Here is a 17490-nt window from a genome sequence, read left to right as displayed (position 1 = left end):
CAATATATAAAGTAAAGATGAAGATTAACACAGAGGAGTTAGAAGAGACTATTATCCCGGTAAAAGAAACAGATTTGATTTATGGCATCGATGACCGTCCGCCTTTAAAGGAAACGTTATTTGCCGCTTTGCAGCATTTATTAGCCATCTTTGTCGCAATCATTACTCCGCCTTTGATTATTGCGGGGGCATTGAAGCTGGATCTCGAAACAACCGGTTTTTTGGTGTCGATGGCTCTTTTTGCTTCCGGTGTGTCGACCTTCATACAATGTAAGCGGATCGGTCCGGTAGGGGCAGGGTTGCTCTGTATACAGGGGACGAGTTTTTCTTTTATCGGACCGATCATCTCTGCCGGCCTGGCTGGCGGATTGCCGCTTATCTTTGGTGTTTGTATGGCTGCCGCTCCGGTCGAGATGATTATCAGCCGTACATTTAAGTATATGCGTTCCATCATTACACCGTTGGTTTCCGGTATCGTTGTCTTGTTGATTGGTTTGAGCTTGATTAAAGTGGGGGTTGTCTCCTGCGGAGGTGGCTTTGCAGCGATGGATAACGGAACGTTCGGTAGTTTGGAGAATCTGGGAGTGGCGGCGACGGTGTTGTTGAGCGTCCTGTTCTTCAACCGTTGTAAGAATAAATACTTGCGGATGAGCTCGATTGTTCTTGGGCTGTGTATCGGTTACGGACTTTCCTTTGCTTTGGGAATGGTGGACATGAGCGCTGCCGCTTCACAAAATCTGAGCGGATTCAATATTCCGGTGCCCTTTAAGTATGGGTTGGATTTTAATATATCTTCCTTTATTGCCATTGGGCTGGTCTACCTGATTACTGCGATCGAGGCGACCGGCGATGTTACTGCCAATTCCCTGATTTCCGGTAAATCGATTGAAGGAGAGGGGTATCTGAAGCGTGTATCCGGCGGTGTGTTGGCTGATGGCGTGAATTCTTTCGTCGCAGGTGTCTTTAATTCGTTTCCAAACTCTATCTTTGCACAAAATAACGGGATTATCCAGTTGACAGGTGTTGCCAGCCGGTATGTTGGTTATTATATTGCCGGAATGTTGATCCTGTTGGGGTTATTTCCGGTTGTCGGGGTTATTTTTTCTTTGATGCCCGATCCGGTCCTTGGGGGAGCGACTTTATTGATGTTCGGTACGGTGGCTGCGGCCGGTATCCGTATTATTGCCGCACAGGAAATCAATCGGAAGGCTACACTGGTGCTGGCAGTCAGTTTGTCGTTGGGACTTGGTGTCGAGTTGATGCCCGATATTCTGAAAACGGCTCCCGAAGCGATTAAAGGTATCTTTTCCTCAGGTATAACAACCGGCGGATTGACGGCTATCATAGCAAATGTTTTGATAAGAGTAAAGGAAGATCAAGTAGATAAAACAGAATAAAAACACATGGAATTACTTAAACAGCGTATTCTGCAAGATGGCAGATGTTATCCGGGAGGTATCCTGAAAGTAGATAGTTTTATTAACCATCAGATGGACCCGATGCTTCTGTACAAGGTTGCCGAAGAATTTATCAATCGTTTTAAAGGCGAACATATTAATAAGATTGTAACGATCGAAGCCAGCGGTATTGCTCCGGCTATTATGGTGGGATATATTTTGCAGTTGCCGGTCGTATTTGTAAAGAAGAAGCAACCGAAGACGATGGAGAACATGCTGAGTACGGTAGTCCATTCTTTTACGAAAGACCGTGATTATACGGTTTGTATCAGTAATAACTTCCTGACGGCAGACGATCATATTCTTTTTATAGACGATTTCCTGGCTTTCGGTAATGCCGCCCTGGGAATGATCGATCTGGCAGAGCAGGCCGGTGCAACCATTTCCGGTATGGGCTTTATTATAGAAAAAGCCTTCCAGGATGGAGGAAAAGCCTTGCGTGAGTCGGGTATCCATGTGGAAAGCCTGGCCATTATCGACAATCTGGATGATTGTAAGATTACTATCCGCTAGAAAGAAACCAACTAATTGAGTAAAAATAATGAATGCAGAAGTAAAAGAAAGATTACTCGACAGGGTGAAGACAAACCCTTATGTAAATCATTTGGGGGTACAGTTCACTACTGTTGAAGACGGGATCGTTGAGGCGCGTATGCCTTTGCATGATGAACAACGCCAATATAGCGGCGTTATTCATGGAGGTGTGTTGGCGGCTTTGGCAGATACGATAGCCGGTTTTGCTGCTTATACGATGACGCCGCTCGATAAAGACGTATTGACAGCCGAATTGAAAGTTTCCTTTTTAAGGGCTGCCTGGGGAAAGGAACTGATCGCGAGAGGAACGGTTATCAAACCGGGACGGCACGTTCATTTCAGTGAATGTGAGATTTATTGCGACGATAAACTGGTCAGCAAAGCATCCGGTACATTCAGTGTCGTGCAGCCCCAGGTGTAAAGTAAATATCATTTAGAGCGAAAAACGCAGGCAAGCTGTGTTTTTCATGATTGGCAGCTTCAGGATTTCCTCTTGCTGCCTTTTTTCTATACGGACGATAATGGCACGGTTGAAACCTCCGTGCCCGATGGCCAGGATACGTTTTCCCGGAAAGTTCGTTTGCAGGAATTGCAGAAACTCTCCAGCTCTTTTATATAAAGCCTCCACACTTTCCACGCTTTCCGGCAGATTCTTGAAGTCCATTTCATTAGCCACTTTTCCGGTATAGATACCCCAATCCATTTCCCTGAGCAGCGGTGTCCGGACAGGCTCCAACCCTTTGCGACGGGCAACAGCCATAGCGGTGTCGTAACTCCGGGCCAGGTCGCTGCTGACAATTACATCTATTTCTTCCTCTTCCAGCAGTTCGGCCAACTGTTCCGCCTGCTGTTTACCTAGTTCAGACAGATGACCGGGCATCTGTCCCTGCATAATATGCAATTTATTCTCTTCCGTCTCTCCATGACGGCTTAATATAAGTGATATTGTCGCTTCCATCTTATTTATATTTAATCCATTTCACCATTTCTTTGATACTTGGTTTCTTACCATACATCAGGATACCTACCCGGTATATTTTGGCGGATAGCCAGACAATACCGATGGCAGAAGTATATAATAAGGAAACGGATAACAACTTCTCCCATAAAGGTATTTCAAACGGAATACGTACCATCATGACGATCGGCGAAGTGAACGGAACCATCGAACACCAGAATGCCAGCGGTCCGTCCGGATTCTCCATGCTGTAAATACCGGCATATAATGCAAAGATCATAAAGATCGTGACCGGAGCCATAAACTGCTGGGTATCTTCCTGGCTGTCTACCGCCGAGCCGATAGCTGCAAATATGGATGCATACAACATATAACCTCCTATGAAATAGATAATAAAAGAGATACCTATTTCCGCAATATTGATTGAATTGATGATTCCCATGATTTCATTCCCGGAAGAAGAGGCCAGGGCATTTGCATCCATCATTCCCATTTGAGGTCCGGCTTGTAGGGATGCCACATCAACTCCACCGGAGAACATAAAACCTCCTACGCTGACCAGTATGGTCGTGATAATACCCCATAGGAACACTTGTGTCAGTCCGACGAAGCCTATCCCGATGATCTTCCCCATCATCAGGTCGAACGGACGAACGGACGAGATCATCACCTCAATGATACGGTTGGTCTTTTCTTCCATAACCCCCTGCATCACCATTGCACCATACATCATAATAAACATATAGATAATGAACGTGAACACCATCCCGATGACGGATGCGACGGTTGCCGATGAAGCACTTTCTTTTCCGTCTTCACTCCATTTTATGGTCTGTACGTTGAAATTGATTTTACTTTCCCGAATGATCTCTTTCAGGTTAGGAATATTGAAAGAGACGAGTTTTTCGCTTTCCAACTGCTTGCTGAGTGTCTGGTTGACCAAACGGCTCAGTTCGGCCGGTACCTGTTTCTCCGAATATAGGGTTGCTGCTTTAGGATTGTTCAGCAAGTCGTCTGTGATACTCAGGAAGGCGAATACCTCCTTATCTCCCCCCTGACGATATTCGTCTAATGTTTTATCGCTGTGGATGAAATGAAAACTTTCGTTATTCTCGAACAACGAGGCATATTTCCCGGTCGTATCGATGATGGCAACATTACGTACTTCATCCCCTTTGATAGTCGATAGCCATAACGGTACGAATACCAATGCGGCAAACAAAAACGGAGTCAGAAGCGTAAGCAGGATAAACGACTTTTTGCTTACCCGGCGCAGATATTCTCTTTTGATAATAAGTCCTATTTTATTCATGCCTGTGTGGTGTTTGTGCCCGATACGGTGTTAATAAATATATCATTCATGGAGGGAAGTTCCTCGGTAAACGACAGGATTTCGACCTGCTCGGACAGAGTAGACAGTAAAGTGGAATTACTGATCCCGTCGGCTTTATGGATTTGCAGTTCGCGTATTCCGCTTTGTTCTTTTTCGGAAAGCAGCGTGAAGGTATCCGCCGGAGTGTTTGAAAGGACACTATCGGATGAGATACGTAATGTAAATGTATTGTTCCGGAAACGATTTCTGACTTCCGCCACATTTCCCGATAATACCACTTGCGATTTATTAATCAGGGCTATGTTATCGCATATCTCTTCCACCGAAGCCATATTGTGGGTAGAGAAAATGATCGTATGTCCTTTCTCTTTCAGTTCCAGGATTTCCTGTTTCAGCCTTTCTGCATTCACCGGATCGAAACCGCTGAACGGTTCGTCGAAGATAAGCAGTGACGGTTCGTGGATGACGGTAATGATGAACTGCACTTTCTGTTGCATCCCTTTCGATAACTCTTCCAGCTTTTTATTCCACCAGGGCATGATGTCGAACTTTTCAAACCAACGGGTCAGACGGGTCCGGGCTTCGGGATAAGACAACCCTTTCAGTTGGGCGAGGTAGATGGCCTGTTCGCCTACTTTCATCTTTTTATACAATCCCCGTTCTTCCGGGAGATAACCGATCTGGTAAATATCCTCCGGTCTCGATTCGCGTCCGTTGAAACGGACGGTGCCGCTGTCGGGGGCGGTGATGCGGTTGATGATACGAATCAGCGTGGTTTTTCCGGCACCGTTCGGTCCGAGTAACCCGAATATTTTCCCTTCGGGAACCTGTATGCTGACTTTGTTCAGGGCTAGATGGCTGGCATATTGTTTAACCACATCTTCCGTTTCCAAAAAGTTCATAGGCTATAAGTTGTTACATTTTTAATACGATACGTTCTCCCAATTCCTTACTCAATACGTTTTTTATTTCATTCAGGTGTGTGAGTTGCTTCATCAGCTCAAACACTTTATCTTCATTTCCTTGGGCATGCGCCTCTTTGATGCCCAATTGTGTCTCCTTTATCTGCCGGAGGATATAGGCATCTTTCATCGCATATATTTCGCGGGTGACTAACTGGTCCAGTTTGTCCTGTTCCTGTTCCAACTCGCGGTATTTGCTGTGATACTTGCTCAGTTGATACTTTTCGCTGATCAGGTTGGCGGCCAGTCGGCTTACGTTCGGGTCCGGATGGGCCAGGAAATAACGGCTGGCAATAAACCCCTCGGTCTTGCATTTGTCTGCGGCTTCGTCGAGCATGCTTTTAATGATCGGGGTATAGAAAGTCAGGTCGTCACGTTCCAGGTCGTAACGGATATATTCGGCCACACGCATCACGATATGTTCGTTTGTCTCCTCATCCACATAATCAAAAAGGATTTGTTCACCATACCGCACGATATATTTCAGCAACGTCAGTTCGTACACTTCGTAAGGCGAACGTTTCGGCTGAAATGTTTGTACCGGCTGTACCGGTTGAACCGTCTGTGGCGGTTCAGCTGGCGGATAATCGGGAGGCGGAACCTCCATAGGCCCGGTTTCTTCCATCGGATATTCTTCCATCGGAGGTGGAGGAGGGGGCATGTTGTCGTCCGGCAATGGCACAGTATCATCCGGTGGCAGAAAACTGTCCCCGGCAACCGGCTGGTAACCGGGCAGGTCCGGATATTCCGGTATCATACTCATCGTATTGGATACCGGGGGAGTTGCCTGTCCCTGCATGTTCTGCCTTTCTTCCTTGCTTAACCGGATTTTATTGACTTCGTTCAGCAAGACCTGTTCGTCTATCTCCATCATGGCGCTGCATTCGCGGATATAGATGGAACGGGCAATATTATCGGGGATGATGGCTACCGTACGGATAATATCCGTAATCAGCGACGAGCGCTTGATCGGGTCGGTTCCCGCATCATCCAATAATAAACGGGTTTTGAAACGGATAAAGTCCGTTTCGCTCTGTTTGATAAATTCGGAAAACTGGCTGGCATTATGTTTACGGGCAAACGAGTCGGGGTCTTCACCGTCCGGCAAGAGAACCACTTTGACATTCATCCCGTCTTCCAGCAGCAGGTCGATACCGCGCAGGGCCGCTTTGATACCGGCCGCATCACCGTCATACAATACGGTTATATTACTGGTGAAACGATGTATAAGTCGTATCTGTCCCTGTGTAAGAGCCGTACCGGAGGAGGCGACCACATTCTCTATTCCTGCCTGGTGCATGGAGATTACATCGGTATAACCTTCCACCAGGAAACAACGGTCTTCCTTGACAATCGCCTGTTTGGCGAAATAGATACCGTAAAGCTCATTACTCTTATGGTAAATCTCACTTTCCGGAGAGTTGACATATTTGGCTGTTTTCTCGTCTTTTTTGAGCACACGGCCGCCAAAGGCTACGACTTTTCCGCTTAACGTATGTACCGGAAATATCACACGGCCACGAAAACGGTCATTGACCCCTCCGTTGTCGTAGGCAATAACCAAACCGGTCTTTTCCAGAAACTCTTTCTTATAACCGTTTTTGGTCGCTTCCTTGTATAAAGCATCGCGCTTGTCGAGACTGTAGCCCAACTGGAATTTGCGGATGGTGTCTTCGCGGAATCCGCGTTCGGCAAAGTAACGGAGTCCGACTGTTTTTCCTTCTACGTGTTCGTATAACTGGGTGGTGAAGTATTGCTGTGCCCAGCTATTGACGATCAGCATACTCTCGCGGTCGCTTTTCTTTTGCTTCTCTTTGTCGGTCAGCTCCCGTTCCTGTATCTCGATGTTATATTTCTTGGCAAGATAACGCAAGGCATCGAAATAGTTCAGTTGTTCATGCTTCATAATGAAATGAACGGCTGTACCACCTTCGCCACAGGCAAAACACTTACATATATTTTTAGCCGGAGAGACGTAGAACGAGGGCGTTTTATCAGTATGAAAAGGACATAATCCTACATAGTTGATCCCTCGCTTGCGCAGGGTAACGAATTCTGAAACAACATCCACAATGTTTGCAGCGTCAAGTATCCGGTCTATGGTAGGTTGATCGATCATTTATTTCCTTCCTTAATATAATGGGTGACAAATGTAGTGATATTTTGTCTCCAAAACAAGACTCTTTGACATGCAGGAAACGAAAATAATAATTATCAAAGGAGTTGATGGAACGGAAACTTTGTTGCTGCCATACTCTTGGTCGGCAATAACATCACAAAATAAAAAATCTTTGATTTTCTTTTAATGGAGAGGAGTTGACGTAGTACATTAGAAACTATGTCAAGATTGTGCAAAGATATACAAATTATCTGGATATCATAATAAATGGCGGTTAAAATTCATCGCATGAGAGTAAAAATGAACAAATATGACCTTATTCGTTCATTTTTTTCATACTAACCGGGTACCAAAAGAGAGTACTCTTAATCATAGCCTACCTTCCGGTTTTCGATCTAACTTATCACTGGCTAACAATATAGGATTGTTTACAAGCCTTGATTTTTAGTCTTTATATCATAGTTTCTAATGGACTTAGTCATTTTGTTATACAAAAATGCAAGCACTAGGGCACACGTGGTTACGTTTTACGTCAGACCATCCTGATAGCAAAAAAAGGAAAGAATCCGGTTATTTTACCCCCTTTTTTCTACTCGGGAGCTACTGATATAAATACATTTTCCACCGAATTCCGGCTAATTTGTAAACTTGAAACATAAACAATATATCAGTAACTAAAAAACAGACAATTATGGCAAAAGACCCGACTCAAAAGGCGAAGCTCACGCTCAAAGCCCTCGACCTTGCTTTTACCCAGGACATCACAAATGACCGATATCTGCAACCCAAATTGCAGAAATGTCTGAATATGTACGATCTTGCCCGCGAAGTGGCTGCCCTTAGCACTCGTCAGGAAGATGTAAATGAAATCGCCCGCACGGGCAACCTGATCATGGAACGCATGATGTGGTATATCTCCTCCGGTTACAGTATCAGCACCTTGTTGGGTTATTTTCGCCCCACTTCACAAGGCGTTTTCCTCGAAAGTGAACTCACGTCGGCCCCCGACCGCAAACGCCTGAAGCTCGGTGTAGCCTACTCCATGAGCCAGCAAATGCGTCAGGCCTTGACCGATGCCGAGATCGATGTCGATATACAGATGTCGGTCAATGGCCCGCAACTGTTTACTGTGGTTAGCGCGCAGGATGCACAAAATCCCGCAGCCGCAGCTCGTGGCGAAGGAATGCCTGTCAGTGCAGGACAAACCTGTATCATTAAAGGCAAGCACATCAAGGTGGGTGGTACAGGCGAGCAGATCGGTGTCACCATCAAGCGTACCGACGGCGACTCGGGAGAAACCTTCTTCTTCCCTTCATCGAAACTCTATCCCAACACGCCTACGCAGGTAGGTTTTGTTCTGCCCTCCACAGCCGCCGACGGCTCAGTATGGAGCGTTACGCTTTGCACACAGCTCGGCAGCAACGGTGCTGTCCTGCTGAAAGAACCCCGCACGGCAACGATGCTCGGCAACTTTGTCGTAGGTGATGTGACCGATGCCCCTGGTAGTGGTGGTGGCAGTGGTGGAGGTGACAGGCCGGAGATAGAATAGAAAGAAATCGCGCACCTCACGTGATAGTAATCGCGCGAAGCGCGCGATGGGGATCACGGACCTCGCGCGAACGGGATCGCGCATCCTACGCGATATTCGAAATAAATGCACAGGTATTTTTTTAGTAACACTATTATTAATATTTAAGTAAAACAAATGAGAATGAAATCTATTTTTCTGTCTATGCTGGCGATAGCGGCATTGGCAAGTTGTACAAAAGAAAATTTTAATGTTGATCCCCCGGTACCGCAGGGAGAAAAAATGTTGGTAGATATCACCCTGAGTAGTGGTAAAAAAACAAAGGCGGCAGGAGCTGCAACAGCGGCTGAAGATAAGACTATCGACAATGTCACCGTCTTCTTCCTGAATGCTACGGACCAGATCGTTTCCAAACATTATGTTAATAGTACCGGCTTAACGAATGATGAGACTGATCCGGCAGCAAAAACGGCAACCATAGAAACAAGAAGTACGGCCGTTAATATGATGGTGATAGCAAATATCGGAGAAAGTCGCGTCGGAACTGGGGGAACTCTCGACGTAGCTACCAGAGCCCAGCTTGTCAAGGTGGTGCAAGACCTGGCAGTAGGATCACCGGCTCTGCTTCCGGTTCAAGTAAAAGGAGATGTTCTTATGTCAGGCGAAGGAGCGGTTAATAATATGACACCCCAGGAAGGAGGAGCTTCGACCGCAGACGCATCAGCTACTTTGAACTTCATCCCGGCTAAAATCACATTAACAAAGATCGCATTAGGAGATGATGTGCAAGGAGTATATAATACGGATTTCAAATTCACACGCGCCTTTTTGTTGAATGTGCAGACCAAATCTCACTATTTCCCTACTACTAACAGCTATATACCTGATCCGAAAGCGTATGCAAACGGAGTAGCATGGGAGGCTAGCTGGGGAACCGATCCTGGGCATCCTGTTGTTGCCGACTTCAACCAAGCGCTTAGCTTTTCTGATATGGATGCTCCCAAAACAGACATTGCCCATTGGTATGTTTTCGAGAATGACCCGGCTTCGGTTGTTCCGGTAGATAAGCCGACAACCCTTGTGATAGAGGTTGAATGGAGAAAAGTAAAGGGTAACGGCGATGATATAGCAGATGAAAAAGTAAAGAAAATGTTCAACGTTATCTTCGCACCCGGTGATAAGGGTGTAATTGAAGCAGGAAAAGCTTACAATGTGGACCTTACTTTCAACGGTGACTTCCGTCCGGAAAGTGAGGGTGGTAACGGTGGTGGTGGTGATGATAATCCGGATAAGCCGAACATCAGCGCGAATGTGGGTATCACGGTAACTCCGGCGGAATGGACAAATACATCTACTCCTAAACCATTTGAATAATCTGATCTGAAAGAAAATCTGTCAAAAGTACATGCTGTCACGGCAGACTCGATCTGCCATCTCATCCTAAACATTGTACATCAGTGTAGTATGCGATCCCGGAGTTGCCCCGGGATGGCAGGATGGTGACTTTTGACAGATCTTCCTCTCTATCCCGGTCCGGGCTACCATCTGCTCCGGGCGGAATAAGCCGGCATCGCTGCCGGTACATTATCTGCAATAAAATAAGAAATGAACGAAAACAAATATACATATCCCGGCTCCTCCCTGTGGCGGTTGCAACACCTGTTGCCGCTGCTCTCTGCCGTGCTCCTGCTTACGGCCGCAGGTTGCAGGAAGGAGGCTCTGCCCGGCGAAAAGCAGTTGAGGCTCAGCTTCCACAGTGCTTCACAGGCCGGTCCCGACGCTATCCGCGAGATAGAAGTATTTATATTCGACGACCAACTGCGGCTGATTAGCCGCGCCACCGGCGCGATCGGCGGGACACTCTCCCTCGACTGCCCGCAAACCCCAACCCTCCATTGCATAGCATGGGGAAACAGCAAAGACAACAGCCTTGAATTTTCGATGCTGCAATCGGGCGATCCTCTCGATAAAGCATACCTTGCCCTTACGCCGCTTTCGTCTGCACAGGCCGAAACGCAATTCCTCAACACGCCCCCCGATCTGTATAGGGGAGCCATCCAACTTGACAACAACACGACGACCGGCTCCCAGCTCGCCTTCAACATGGAGATGCTCCCGGCTACGGCGTCGATACATATAACGATCAGCGGACTGCCGGAAATCACCGGCACGATGGCCGGTAATTACTCTATCGAAGTAAACCGTCCGGCTACCCGCATCGACTTTGAAGGGCTCCCCGCGGGCACGGCCAGCCATCGCCTGACAGGCTCCTTCAATACCCAAAAAGAATACATCATTCCGCCTTTCCGTCTTTTCCCTCCGGCCACCGGCAAAGGGATAAAGATAGCCGTTTTCCACAACGGGAAACTGTTGAAAGACATCACGCAGACAAGCGATCGGCAGCCCATCCTTCCCAAGGCAGGCGAGGAGTTGACATTGCTGATCGTTTTCAGCCCCGACGGCGATGCCGAAGTTAGGCCACCCGGATGGAAACCCAACGATATCGATGTGGTTTACAAATAACAGTACAAGAATAATTCAGATAAAAACAGACAAGATATGCACATGAAACATTTACATCTATTGAAAATAAGATCAGCCGCTGCCACTCTGTACGCTGCCGTTCTCTTATGTGCCTGCAGTTATGAAAGAATACCGGATGACGACGATAGCGGAGGACAGGGCGGCGAACTCACGACAGTCACCCTGAAGGTAGGTCCTGCAGCAAACGAGCAAAACCTCACCTCCAAGGGGTTGTCCGATACGGAGGAAAATGCCATATATGATCTGTATACACTTGCTTTTCAATTAGATAATGGAGATTATAAACTAAAATACTATGCAACCGGGAAACCGGGAGCCGGTGGCGGACTGTTTAGCTTTTCTCTCCGCCGTAGCGTATCAGGAGTTGCCGATACAAAGCTGCTACTGGTCGCTAACCAAAACCCTTATCCACTGATAAACACAGGCATGACATACGAGGGGGTGCAAACAGCTTTAACTAGTGCGAAGTTGACGGCTGGACCGGCATTTGCCGACACCGGGATACCGATGTTCGGCTTTGCCGGTGACAGCCCCAACGAACCGCTGCAAATAACAGAAGGAATGACACTCTCCGCCAAACTCCTGCGTGCCGTGGCCCGGGTGGATGTCGGGGTAGGTACTTATAATACAGGAACTGGTGTATGGGACAAAGGGAGTGTAAATTTCGACCTGACAGAGATTTACGTATTCAAACCTCAAAATAAGTATACGCTCATACCGCTTATAGACAATCTTGAATACGCCCCGGAAGGCACTCCCTCCGTCACCGCTCCTTCGCCGGCAGGAACAGCGATCGACGGTTCTTTTGAATACACTGGAACTACTGCTATAACAAAAAACACCTATTGTAAAGCGACAATATACATCCCCGAAGTCGATTTTGGCAATGGTACCGTCTATGATGAAAATCACGAGAACCGTATGGCCCTTGTTATTGGTGGCGTATATAACGGTAGAACCAACTACTACCGTATCGACTTCACGAACCAGCCGACCGATGCGGAAGGAGATCAATTACAAGACGTCTTGCGCAATCGCATCTACCGCTTTTCCATCACCGGCGTAAGCGTCCCCGGATACACAACAGCCGAAGCAGCCTATGGCGGCAAACCGGTAGAGCTGAGTTTCACGACCAGCATTACCGACTGGGTATCGGGAGCCAAAGGATCACCTGATCCGGATATGTTGGTACGTATGGATTATGGTGGGGTAAATGGTGCGATCATTCAGGTGACAGGTGGTGGATTGACTGTCAAAGAGAAAAATAAAGACGGATTTGTAGCAGATGATGGTAATACGAGGGCTGTGCTTTATTATAACAGCTTACTGGGAGAAGCACCCGACAACGTCTATAATGGAACGGGCAATGGCGGCGTGTACAAGAGTGCCCAGGATGCTCTCAACAGAGAAGGTCCCTATAAAAAACTGGTTATCGCACCCGATAACGCCGGAGAGAATATCGTATGGAGAAGCACAGAGAAGGATGCCCCCAAGCGGGATCGTGTATTGGATGCCAAAAAAGTCTGCTGGGATTACCGTGGACAAGGACATACCGACTGGCGCTTGCCCCGGCTGTCGGAGTTATACCTTATATGGCTGAATAGGGCAACGATCAATCAATCCAAAGGGTTTACCTCGCTCGGCGAAACGTCAGTTGCCTATTGGAGCGCTTCGGAAGCTCCGAATGATAAAGCTTATGCCGTAAATTCGGCAGGAAAGGTAACTCAGAACCTAAAAACAAGCAAGTTTATGATAAGATGCGTCCGCGAAATTAAATAATAACAATTGATAATACACACACAGATATGCTCATAAGAAAAAAATCGAAACAGATATGGACGATTATCAGTGTATTCTCTTTAGGAATATACACCACCGCCTGCGATAGCGGAGCGTTTCCCGGAGATGAAGAGCCCCCGGCAAATATCGATCTTCGCTTTGCCGTTTCCATTTCTGATGTCCCATCCACCCGGACAAATTACAGTCCGGGTGTCATGCAAGGGGCGGACTTCGCCAACGGTACACATACATTCGGCATGTTCATCACCGATGATACCGGGGCTTCCCTGGTTACCGGTTCGGATGATAATATGAAATCGATCCTTACACGGAATGGGGGAGCGGATGCGTGGAGCTATACTGATAACAACGATCTCCCTCTTTCCCTGAAAGCAAAACAAGGGCAAACTATTAATATAACGGGCTATTATCCATGGGTATCTGATGCCACCACTTCTGCCGTACCTTTCGACCTGACCGGTGATATAACAACCTGGAAAGACCTGCTTTATTTATCATCTCCCACCGGAACACTGCAGGTAGCCGATGGAAACCCTATTGCACTGACATTCTCCCACGCCTTCTGCTGGGTGACGATCAAGCTCTCGAAACTGACAAGCAGGAGCAATGTTTACGTTAAATCCGTCAGTCTCGATAATCGCTACAGCGGCATGCAAGACAGGATCGTAAATAAGGGAGATATCGATCCGGCTACAGGCGATCTGGTTTCCGGCAATTCCGGTCCGCTTGTGATAAACTGTGCAGATATTGAAAATCTACCGACTAACGGGAGTGGAACTCCTTTCGAATTCAACTTCCTCGTACCCTCATTTATGTATCCGGATGTTGAGGACTCCGATGTGCTAGTCCGTATCACGACCACTAGTCTGGATGGAACCGCACCTGTCGAAGTCCTCTCATTTCCTTTTAACAAAACACACCTGAACGGTACAGGTTCGAATTTGCATGGCTTTGAGAAAGGTAAGCACAACACATACAATATCGTATATAACAACGCAGAAATGGTCCTCTCATTATCCAATTGGCAGGAAGTTGCTATTGAGGAACTTAAGCTGGGAGAAGGGACGGCGGGGGTGACGCCGTTTAAAGTAAGTCTTACATCGAGTCAAGAGTATATAGGAGATAAGAAATTAATAAAGTTATCAAAGGGTGACCACACAAACCATACCTACCTGGGAGAAGTCGCAGAAAACAATAACGGAAAGTATGTAGCAATCTCAAGTGGAACAGAAGGATTTGATGCCGAATGGAAACCAATTTTAAAGGTAGAACCATTATATACGGACTTACATGTATCCCGAAGTTTAGCAGCAGGTGGGTCCCCGGTTCCATGGAAGGATGAAAAAACAGGGGCCCTTACAGCCAAGCAGGCTTGTGTGGAGCTTAGGGAAGGAGGATATAGAGACTGGCGTTTACCCCGGATAAGTGAGTTTATTATGCTTATTTATGATAGTCCAACGAGTGCAAACTTTGATAAGACTAAAGAATATTGGAGTGGAACGGAATACGACGCAAATACAAGTCATTCTATACATGTTGTTAATAAAAATATAATTCCTGACCAAGCTCTCAAAAGCCTGAGTCTTTATGTACGTTGCGTAAGAGACTCAGACAAACTTAACCCCGCAATATAATAATACAGATATGAAACAGATCATACATATACTAAGCCTGATACTCCTATTGGGCGCCTGCACGGACGAGAGTTATACCGGCCCGCTATCCGGAGGAAGCGAACCCGGTGCCCCTGTGCCCGTAAAACTGACATGGAGCATACAACCGATGCAATCCCCTTTATCTTCCGGCACAAAAGCGGGCAGCGGACATGCCGTTAGCTCCACACAGGTCTGCAAGGGAATGGAAATAAGTCTGGAAGAAATCCCGGTAACACGTGCAAGCATTGAGGACGAAATAAAGAATTTCATGGTCTTTCAGTTTAACGGTACCACGCTTGAGAGTACATTGGTTCGTAAAGACTATTATAGCAATTCTTCCGTAGAAAATGTCCAACTAAACAATTCAGTAGTGAAGAACAGGATTATCGTAATAGCAAATGCCAGCCAGGAAACTTTTGCTACTATTACTGTGGGTAGTACCCTGGATGATTTTAATAAACTGGGAATTACCTACAACGAGGAAAGCCCTGGTCACTTCCCTTTGTTCAATGTGGCTCCTTCCGGACGTATTATGTTCGCCGGCAGTACAGACATGATCGTATCGGCTAATAAACAGGCCGATATCATGCTGTATCGCACGGTAGCCCGGGTGAGAATAGACCTTTTTATTGTAACTGATATGCAAAATAAAGGGTATACAAACTGGACTTGTCAGTTTATGAATATCCCTAAAAAGAGCTTTTATCATTCGATAGGTCATACAGCTGTTTTTCCCGTGGCTAATGTAGGATATGCTAATTATAAGTCGGATGTGATTCCTGCATTTTCTTTAAACATCGAGAAATACTTACCGGTCAATCTGCAGCACCCGGTTCCGTTTACGACGCCGGAGAAGCGAGGAACGAATGCTCCCGCGGGTGCTACCTATCTCCAGATCATGGGAGTTGAGGTGACAAATGGCACAATCAGTAAATCTGTGGTCTACCAAGTCCACCTGGGTAGTAACTTCGCCAACGATTACAGTGTTTCTCCCAATTATACATACAAATATACCATCAGGATAACAGGCGAAAACGACGACGACTCGCGTGTTGTCAAATTCATCCCCGGCTACTTTGGCGGTGACCTGAAAACGTATGGTCAGGATGGTACTCCGGTAACCAACCAGACTAAAGCTGTCACCTGGAGATATGAGAAGCGGATTGAAGTTTATGTAAAGGACCTGGGGCCTAAAGTATGGCTGAGTTCCGCTGGCGGTGCTAGCATGCCCGGAGGAGGAAACAGCTTTATAGACGGACGGGCGAATACATGGGCACTGAATCAAGCCGGTATAGAGCAATATCCGGCAGTAAAGGAGTGTATCGGGCTAAACAGTACGCCGTTAACTGAGGAAAGCCTGGTATGGTATATGCCCTCTTACGGTCAGTCGCTCGGTATCTATGTAGCCGGTTCAAACACGCTCAAATCATTGTCGAGCGGAACTTACTGGACATCTTCCACCGACGGAACAAACGCATGGGGAACAAAAGTCTGGACTGGTCAAAGCATAGGGGGAGGTCCAACGAGTGTGAGCACACTGAGATGTATTAAAGATTTAGAGGGTTCAAACGTAATACACTAAAAATGCCTGTATACACTAAAAAAACAGCACATATGATAAATAAATTATTTATAACAGCCATCGTTTTATGTCTGCTTCCGGCTTCGGTCACTTTCGGCCAGCAATTAAAAAAAGAGCAGTTGAAAGGGACTAACGCTTCTAATCTTGGAAGCACTTATGCGGTATTCTACTCCACAGGTATGCCCGAAAGTGCCATCTGGCCCCTGGGAATGGAACTGTCGGTAAACGGTAGCACCATACGCCATACTTCGTTGGATGCAATCGGAAGTAATATAAATGTAAATGACAAAGTCCCCTTTCGCTTTATCATTGCTCCGGCAGATGGTGGTAGTGGTGCAACGTCCACTTGGGCGGCAGCCATGGGTCTTAATACATCAGCGAATAGTAATCTTACTCCCGACGGAGTAGGAGCGACAACCGGATGTGCCGACTACACAACGACTGAATTCCCTTCCGGCTGGCGGCTTCCCACTCAACGGGAGATGATGCTTATGTGGTTATTCAGGGAAGGGATTAATACGATTTATCCGGCTGGAGCATTGTCGGACCAGTATTGGAGTGCAACAGAGATGGATGCCGGTGATGCCTGGTCTCTGGATTTCACAGAAACGGCACCGGAATCAACGGCTTCGAGGAAGACCTCCACTTACAAATACAGATGTGTAAGAGACTATTAATCTCAACGATTATATAGAATAAGCAAATAAATAATCAGCAACTAATAAAACAGAATATTTATGAATAAGGGAACATTTATTACCGAGTTAGCAGTGCGTACGGGCCGTCCGGTTACGGAAGTACGCAGATTTGTAGATGACTTTTTTGCACTTACCACTGAAGTACTGGCACGTGAAGAAGAAATTCTATTTTTACGTTTCGGACGTTTTTATCCCCGCAAGCAATTTGCCCGCCCGGTGCGTAACCCTAAAACGGGTGCCCCGGTCATGCTCGACGAGCGCACCACAGTTCGCTTTAAACCCGGTAAAGATCTTTTCGCAACAATAAATCGGAAATGAAA

The 17490-nt window shown here is 46.7% G+C and carries 15 protein-coding genes; 11 read left to right on the top strand and 4 right to left on the bottom strand.

Features of this window, described 5'->3' with window-relative positions; all coding sequences use genetic code 11:
• The first annotated feature begins 17 nt into the window (after nucleotides 1-17).
• The 3 genes from NBH14_RS03755 to NBH14_RS03745 are packed head-to-tail and all read left to right on the top strand — an operon-like array spanning nucleotide 18 to nucleotide 2412.
• The gene (locus tag NBH14_RS03755; protein ID WP_128134959.1) at nucleotides 18-1397 is read left to right on the top strand and encodes a nucleobase:cation symporter-2 family protein; all 1380 of its coding nucleotides are present in this window, start codon (nucleotides 18-20) and stop codon (nucleotides 1395-1397) included.
• 6 nt (nucleotides 1398-1403) lie between these two features.
• A complete protein-coding gene (gene xpt, locus NBH14_RS03750) occupies nucleotides 1404-1970 on the top strand; it encodes a xanthine phosphoribosyltransferase (RefSeq protein WP_007657631.1) in 567 nt (188 codons plus the stop codon).
• Nucleotides 1971-1998: 28 nt separating this feature from the next.
• On the top strand, nucleotides 1999-2412 hold the full coding sequence (locus NBH14_RS03745) for a PaaI family thioesterase (protein ID WP_007657632.1): 414 nt from the start codon (nucleotides 1999-2001) through the stop codon (nucleotides 2410-2412).
• 12 nt (nucleotides 2413-2424) lie between these two features.
• Here the strand turns inward: NBH14_RS03745 and NBH14_RS03740 are convergent, their stop codons facing one another.
• From NBH14_RS03740 to dnaG, 4 genes are read right to left on the bottom strand one after another with little or no spacing between them, the layout of a single operon-like run.
• On the bottom strand, nucleotides 2425-2949 hold the full coding sequence (locus NBH14_RS03740) for a histidine phosphatase family protein (RefSeq protein WP_186958740.1): 525 nt from the start codon (nucleotides 2947-2949) through the stop codon (nucleotides 2425-2427).
• A 1-nt stretch (nucleotide 2950) separates the two neighbouring features.
• The gene (locus tag NBH14_RS03735) at nucleotides 2951-4261 is read right to left on the bottom strand and encodes an ABC transporter permease (RefSeq protein WP_186958741.1); all 1311 of its coding nucleotides are present in this window, start codon (nucleotides 4259-4261) and stop codon (nucleotides 2951-2953) included.
• Nucleotides 4258-5184 carry an ABC transporter ATP-binding protein gene (locus tag NBH14_RS03730; RefSeq protein WP_186958742.1) on the bottom strand — a complete coding sequence of 309 codons (927 nt, stop codon included), beginning with the start codon at nucleotides 5182-5184 and terminating at the stop codon, nucleotides 4258-4260. Before NBH14_RS03730 ends, NBH14_RS03735 begins: the two co-directional genes overlap by 4 nt.
• Nucleotides 5185-5197: 13 nt before the next feature.
• The gene (gene dnaG / locus NBH14_RS03725) at nucleotides 5198-7363 is read right to left on the bottom strand and encodes a DNA primase (protein WP_186958743.1); all 2166 of its coding nucleotides are present in this window, start codon (nucleotides 7361-7363) and stop codon (nucleotides 5198-5200) included.
• A gap of 691 nt (nucleotides 7364-8054) precedes the next feature.
• Between dnaG and NBH14_RS03720 the strand changes: the two genes are divergently transcribed.
• From NBH14_RS03720 to NBH14_RS03685, 8 genes are all read left to right on the top strand, one after another.
• On the top strand, nucleotides 8055-8912 hold the full coding sequence (locus tag NBH14_RS03720) for a DUF4469 domain-containing protein (RefSeq protein WP_186958744.1): 858 nt from the start codon (nucleotides 8055-8057) through the stop codon (nucleotides 8910-8912).
• Nucleotides 8913-9074: 162 nt separating this feature from the next.
• On the top strand, nucleotides 9075-10265 hold the full coding sequence (locus NBH14_RS03715) for a fimbrial protein (protein ID WP_186958745.1): 1191 nt from the start codon (nucleotides 9075-9077) through the stop codon (nucleotides 10263-10265).
• Between the two features lie 231 nt (nucleotides 10266-10496).
• Entirely contained in the window at nucleotides 10497-11414 is a 918-nt protein-coding gene (locus tag NBH14_RS03710; protein ID WP_186958746.1) for a FimB/Mfa2 family fimbrial subunit, read from the top strand.
• Between the two features lie 42 nt (nucleotides 11415-11456).
• Nucleotides 11457-13214 carry an Lcl domain-containing protein gene (locus NBH14_RS03705; protein WP_250817141.1) on the top strand — a complete coding sequence of 586 codons (1758 nt, stop codon included), beginning with the start codon at nucleotides 11457-11459 and terminating at the stop codon, nucleotides 13212-13214.
• Between the two features lie 26 nt (nucleotides 13215-13240).
• Nucleotides 13241-14869: a fimbrillin family protein gene (locus tag NBH14_RS03700; RefSeq protein WP_186958748.1), complete on the top strand. Its 1629-nt coding sequence runs from the start codon at nucleotides 13241-13243 to the stop codon at nucleotides 14867-14869.
• A gap of 10 nt (nucleotides 14870-14879) precedes the next feature.
• On the top strand, nucleotides 14880-16472 hold the full coding sequence (locus NBH14_RS03695; RefSeq protein WP_250817139.1) for a DUF4906 domain-containing protein: 1593 nt from the start codon (nucleotides 14880-14882) through the stop codon (nucleotides 16470-16472).
• Nucleotides 16473-16504: 32 nt separating this feature from the next.
• Complete coding sequence (locus NBH14_RS03690) at nucleotides 16505-17149, top strand: Lcl domain-containing protein (protein WP_250817137.1); 645 nt, start codon at nucleotides 16505-16507, stop codon at nucleotides 17147-17149.
• Between the two features lie 60 nt (nucleotides 17150-17209).
• Nucleotides 17210-17488, top strand: a complete 279-nt coding sequence (locus NBH14_RS03685) for an HU family DNA-binding protein (protein WP_186958751.1) — start codon at nucleotides 17210-17212, stop codon at nucleotides 17486-17488.
• Nucleotides 17489-17490: the final 2 nt, after the last annotated feature.

This window comes from Parabacteroides caecihominis (assembly GCF_023656785.1).
GTDB classification, from domain to species: Bacteria; Bacteroidota; Bacteroidia; order Bacteroidales; family Tannerellaceae; genus Parabacteroides; species Parabacteroides segnis.
Note: the sequence above shows the minus strand (reverse complement) of the source record. Positions and strands in the feature narration are given on the sequence as shown.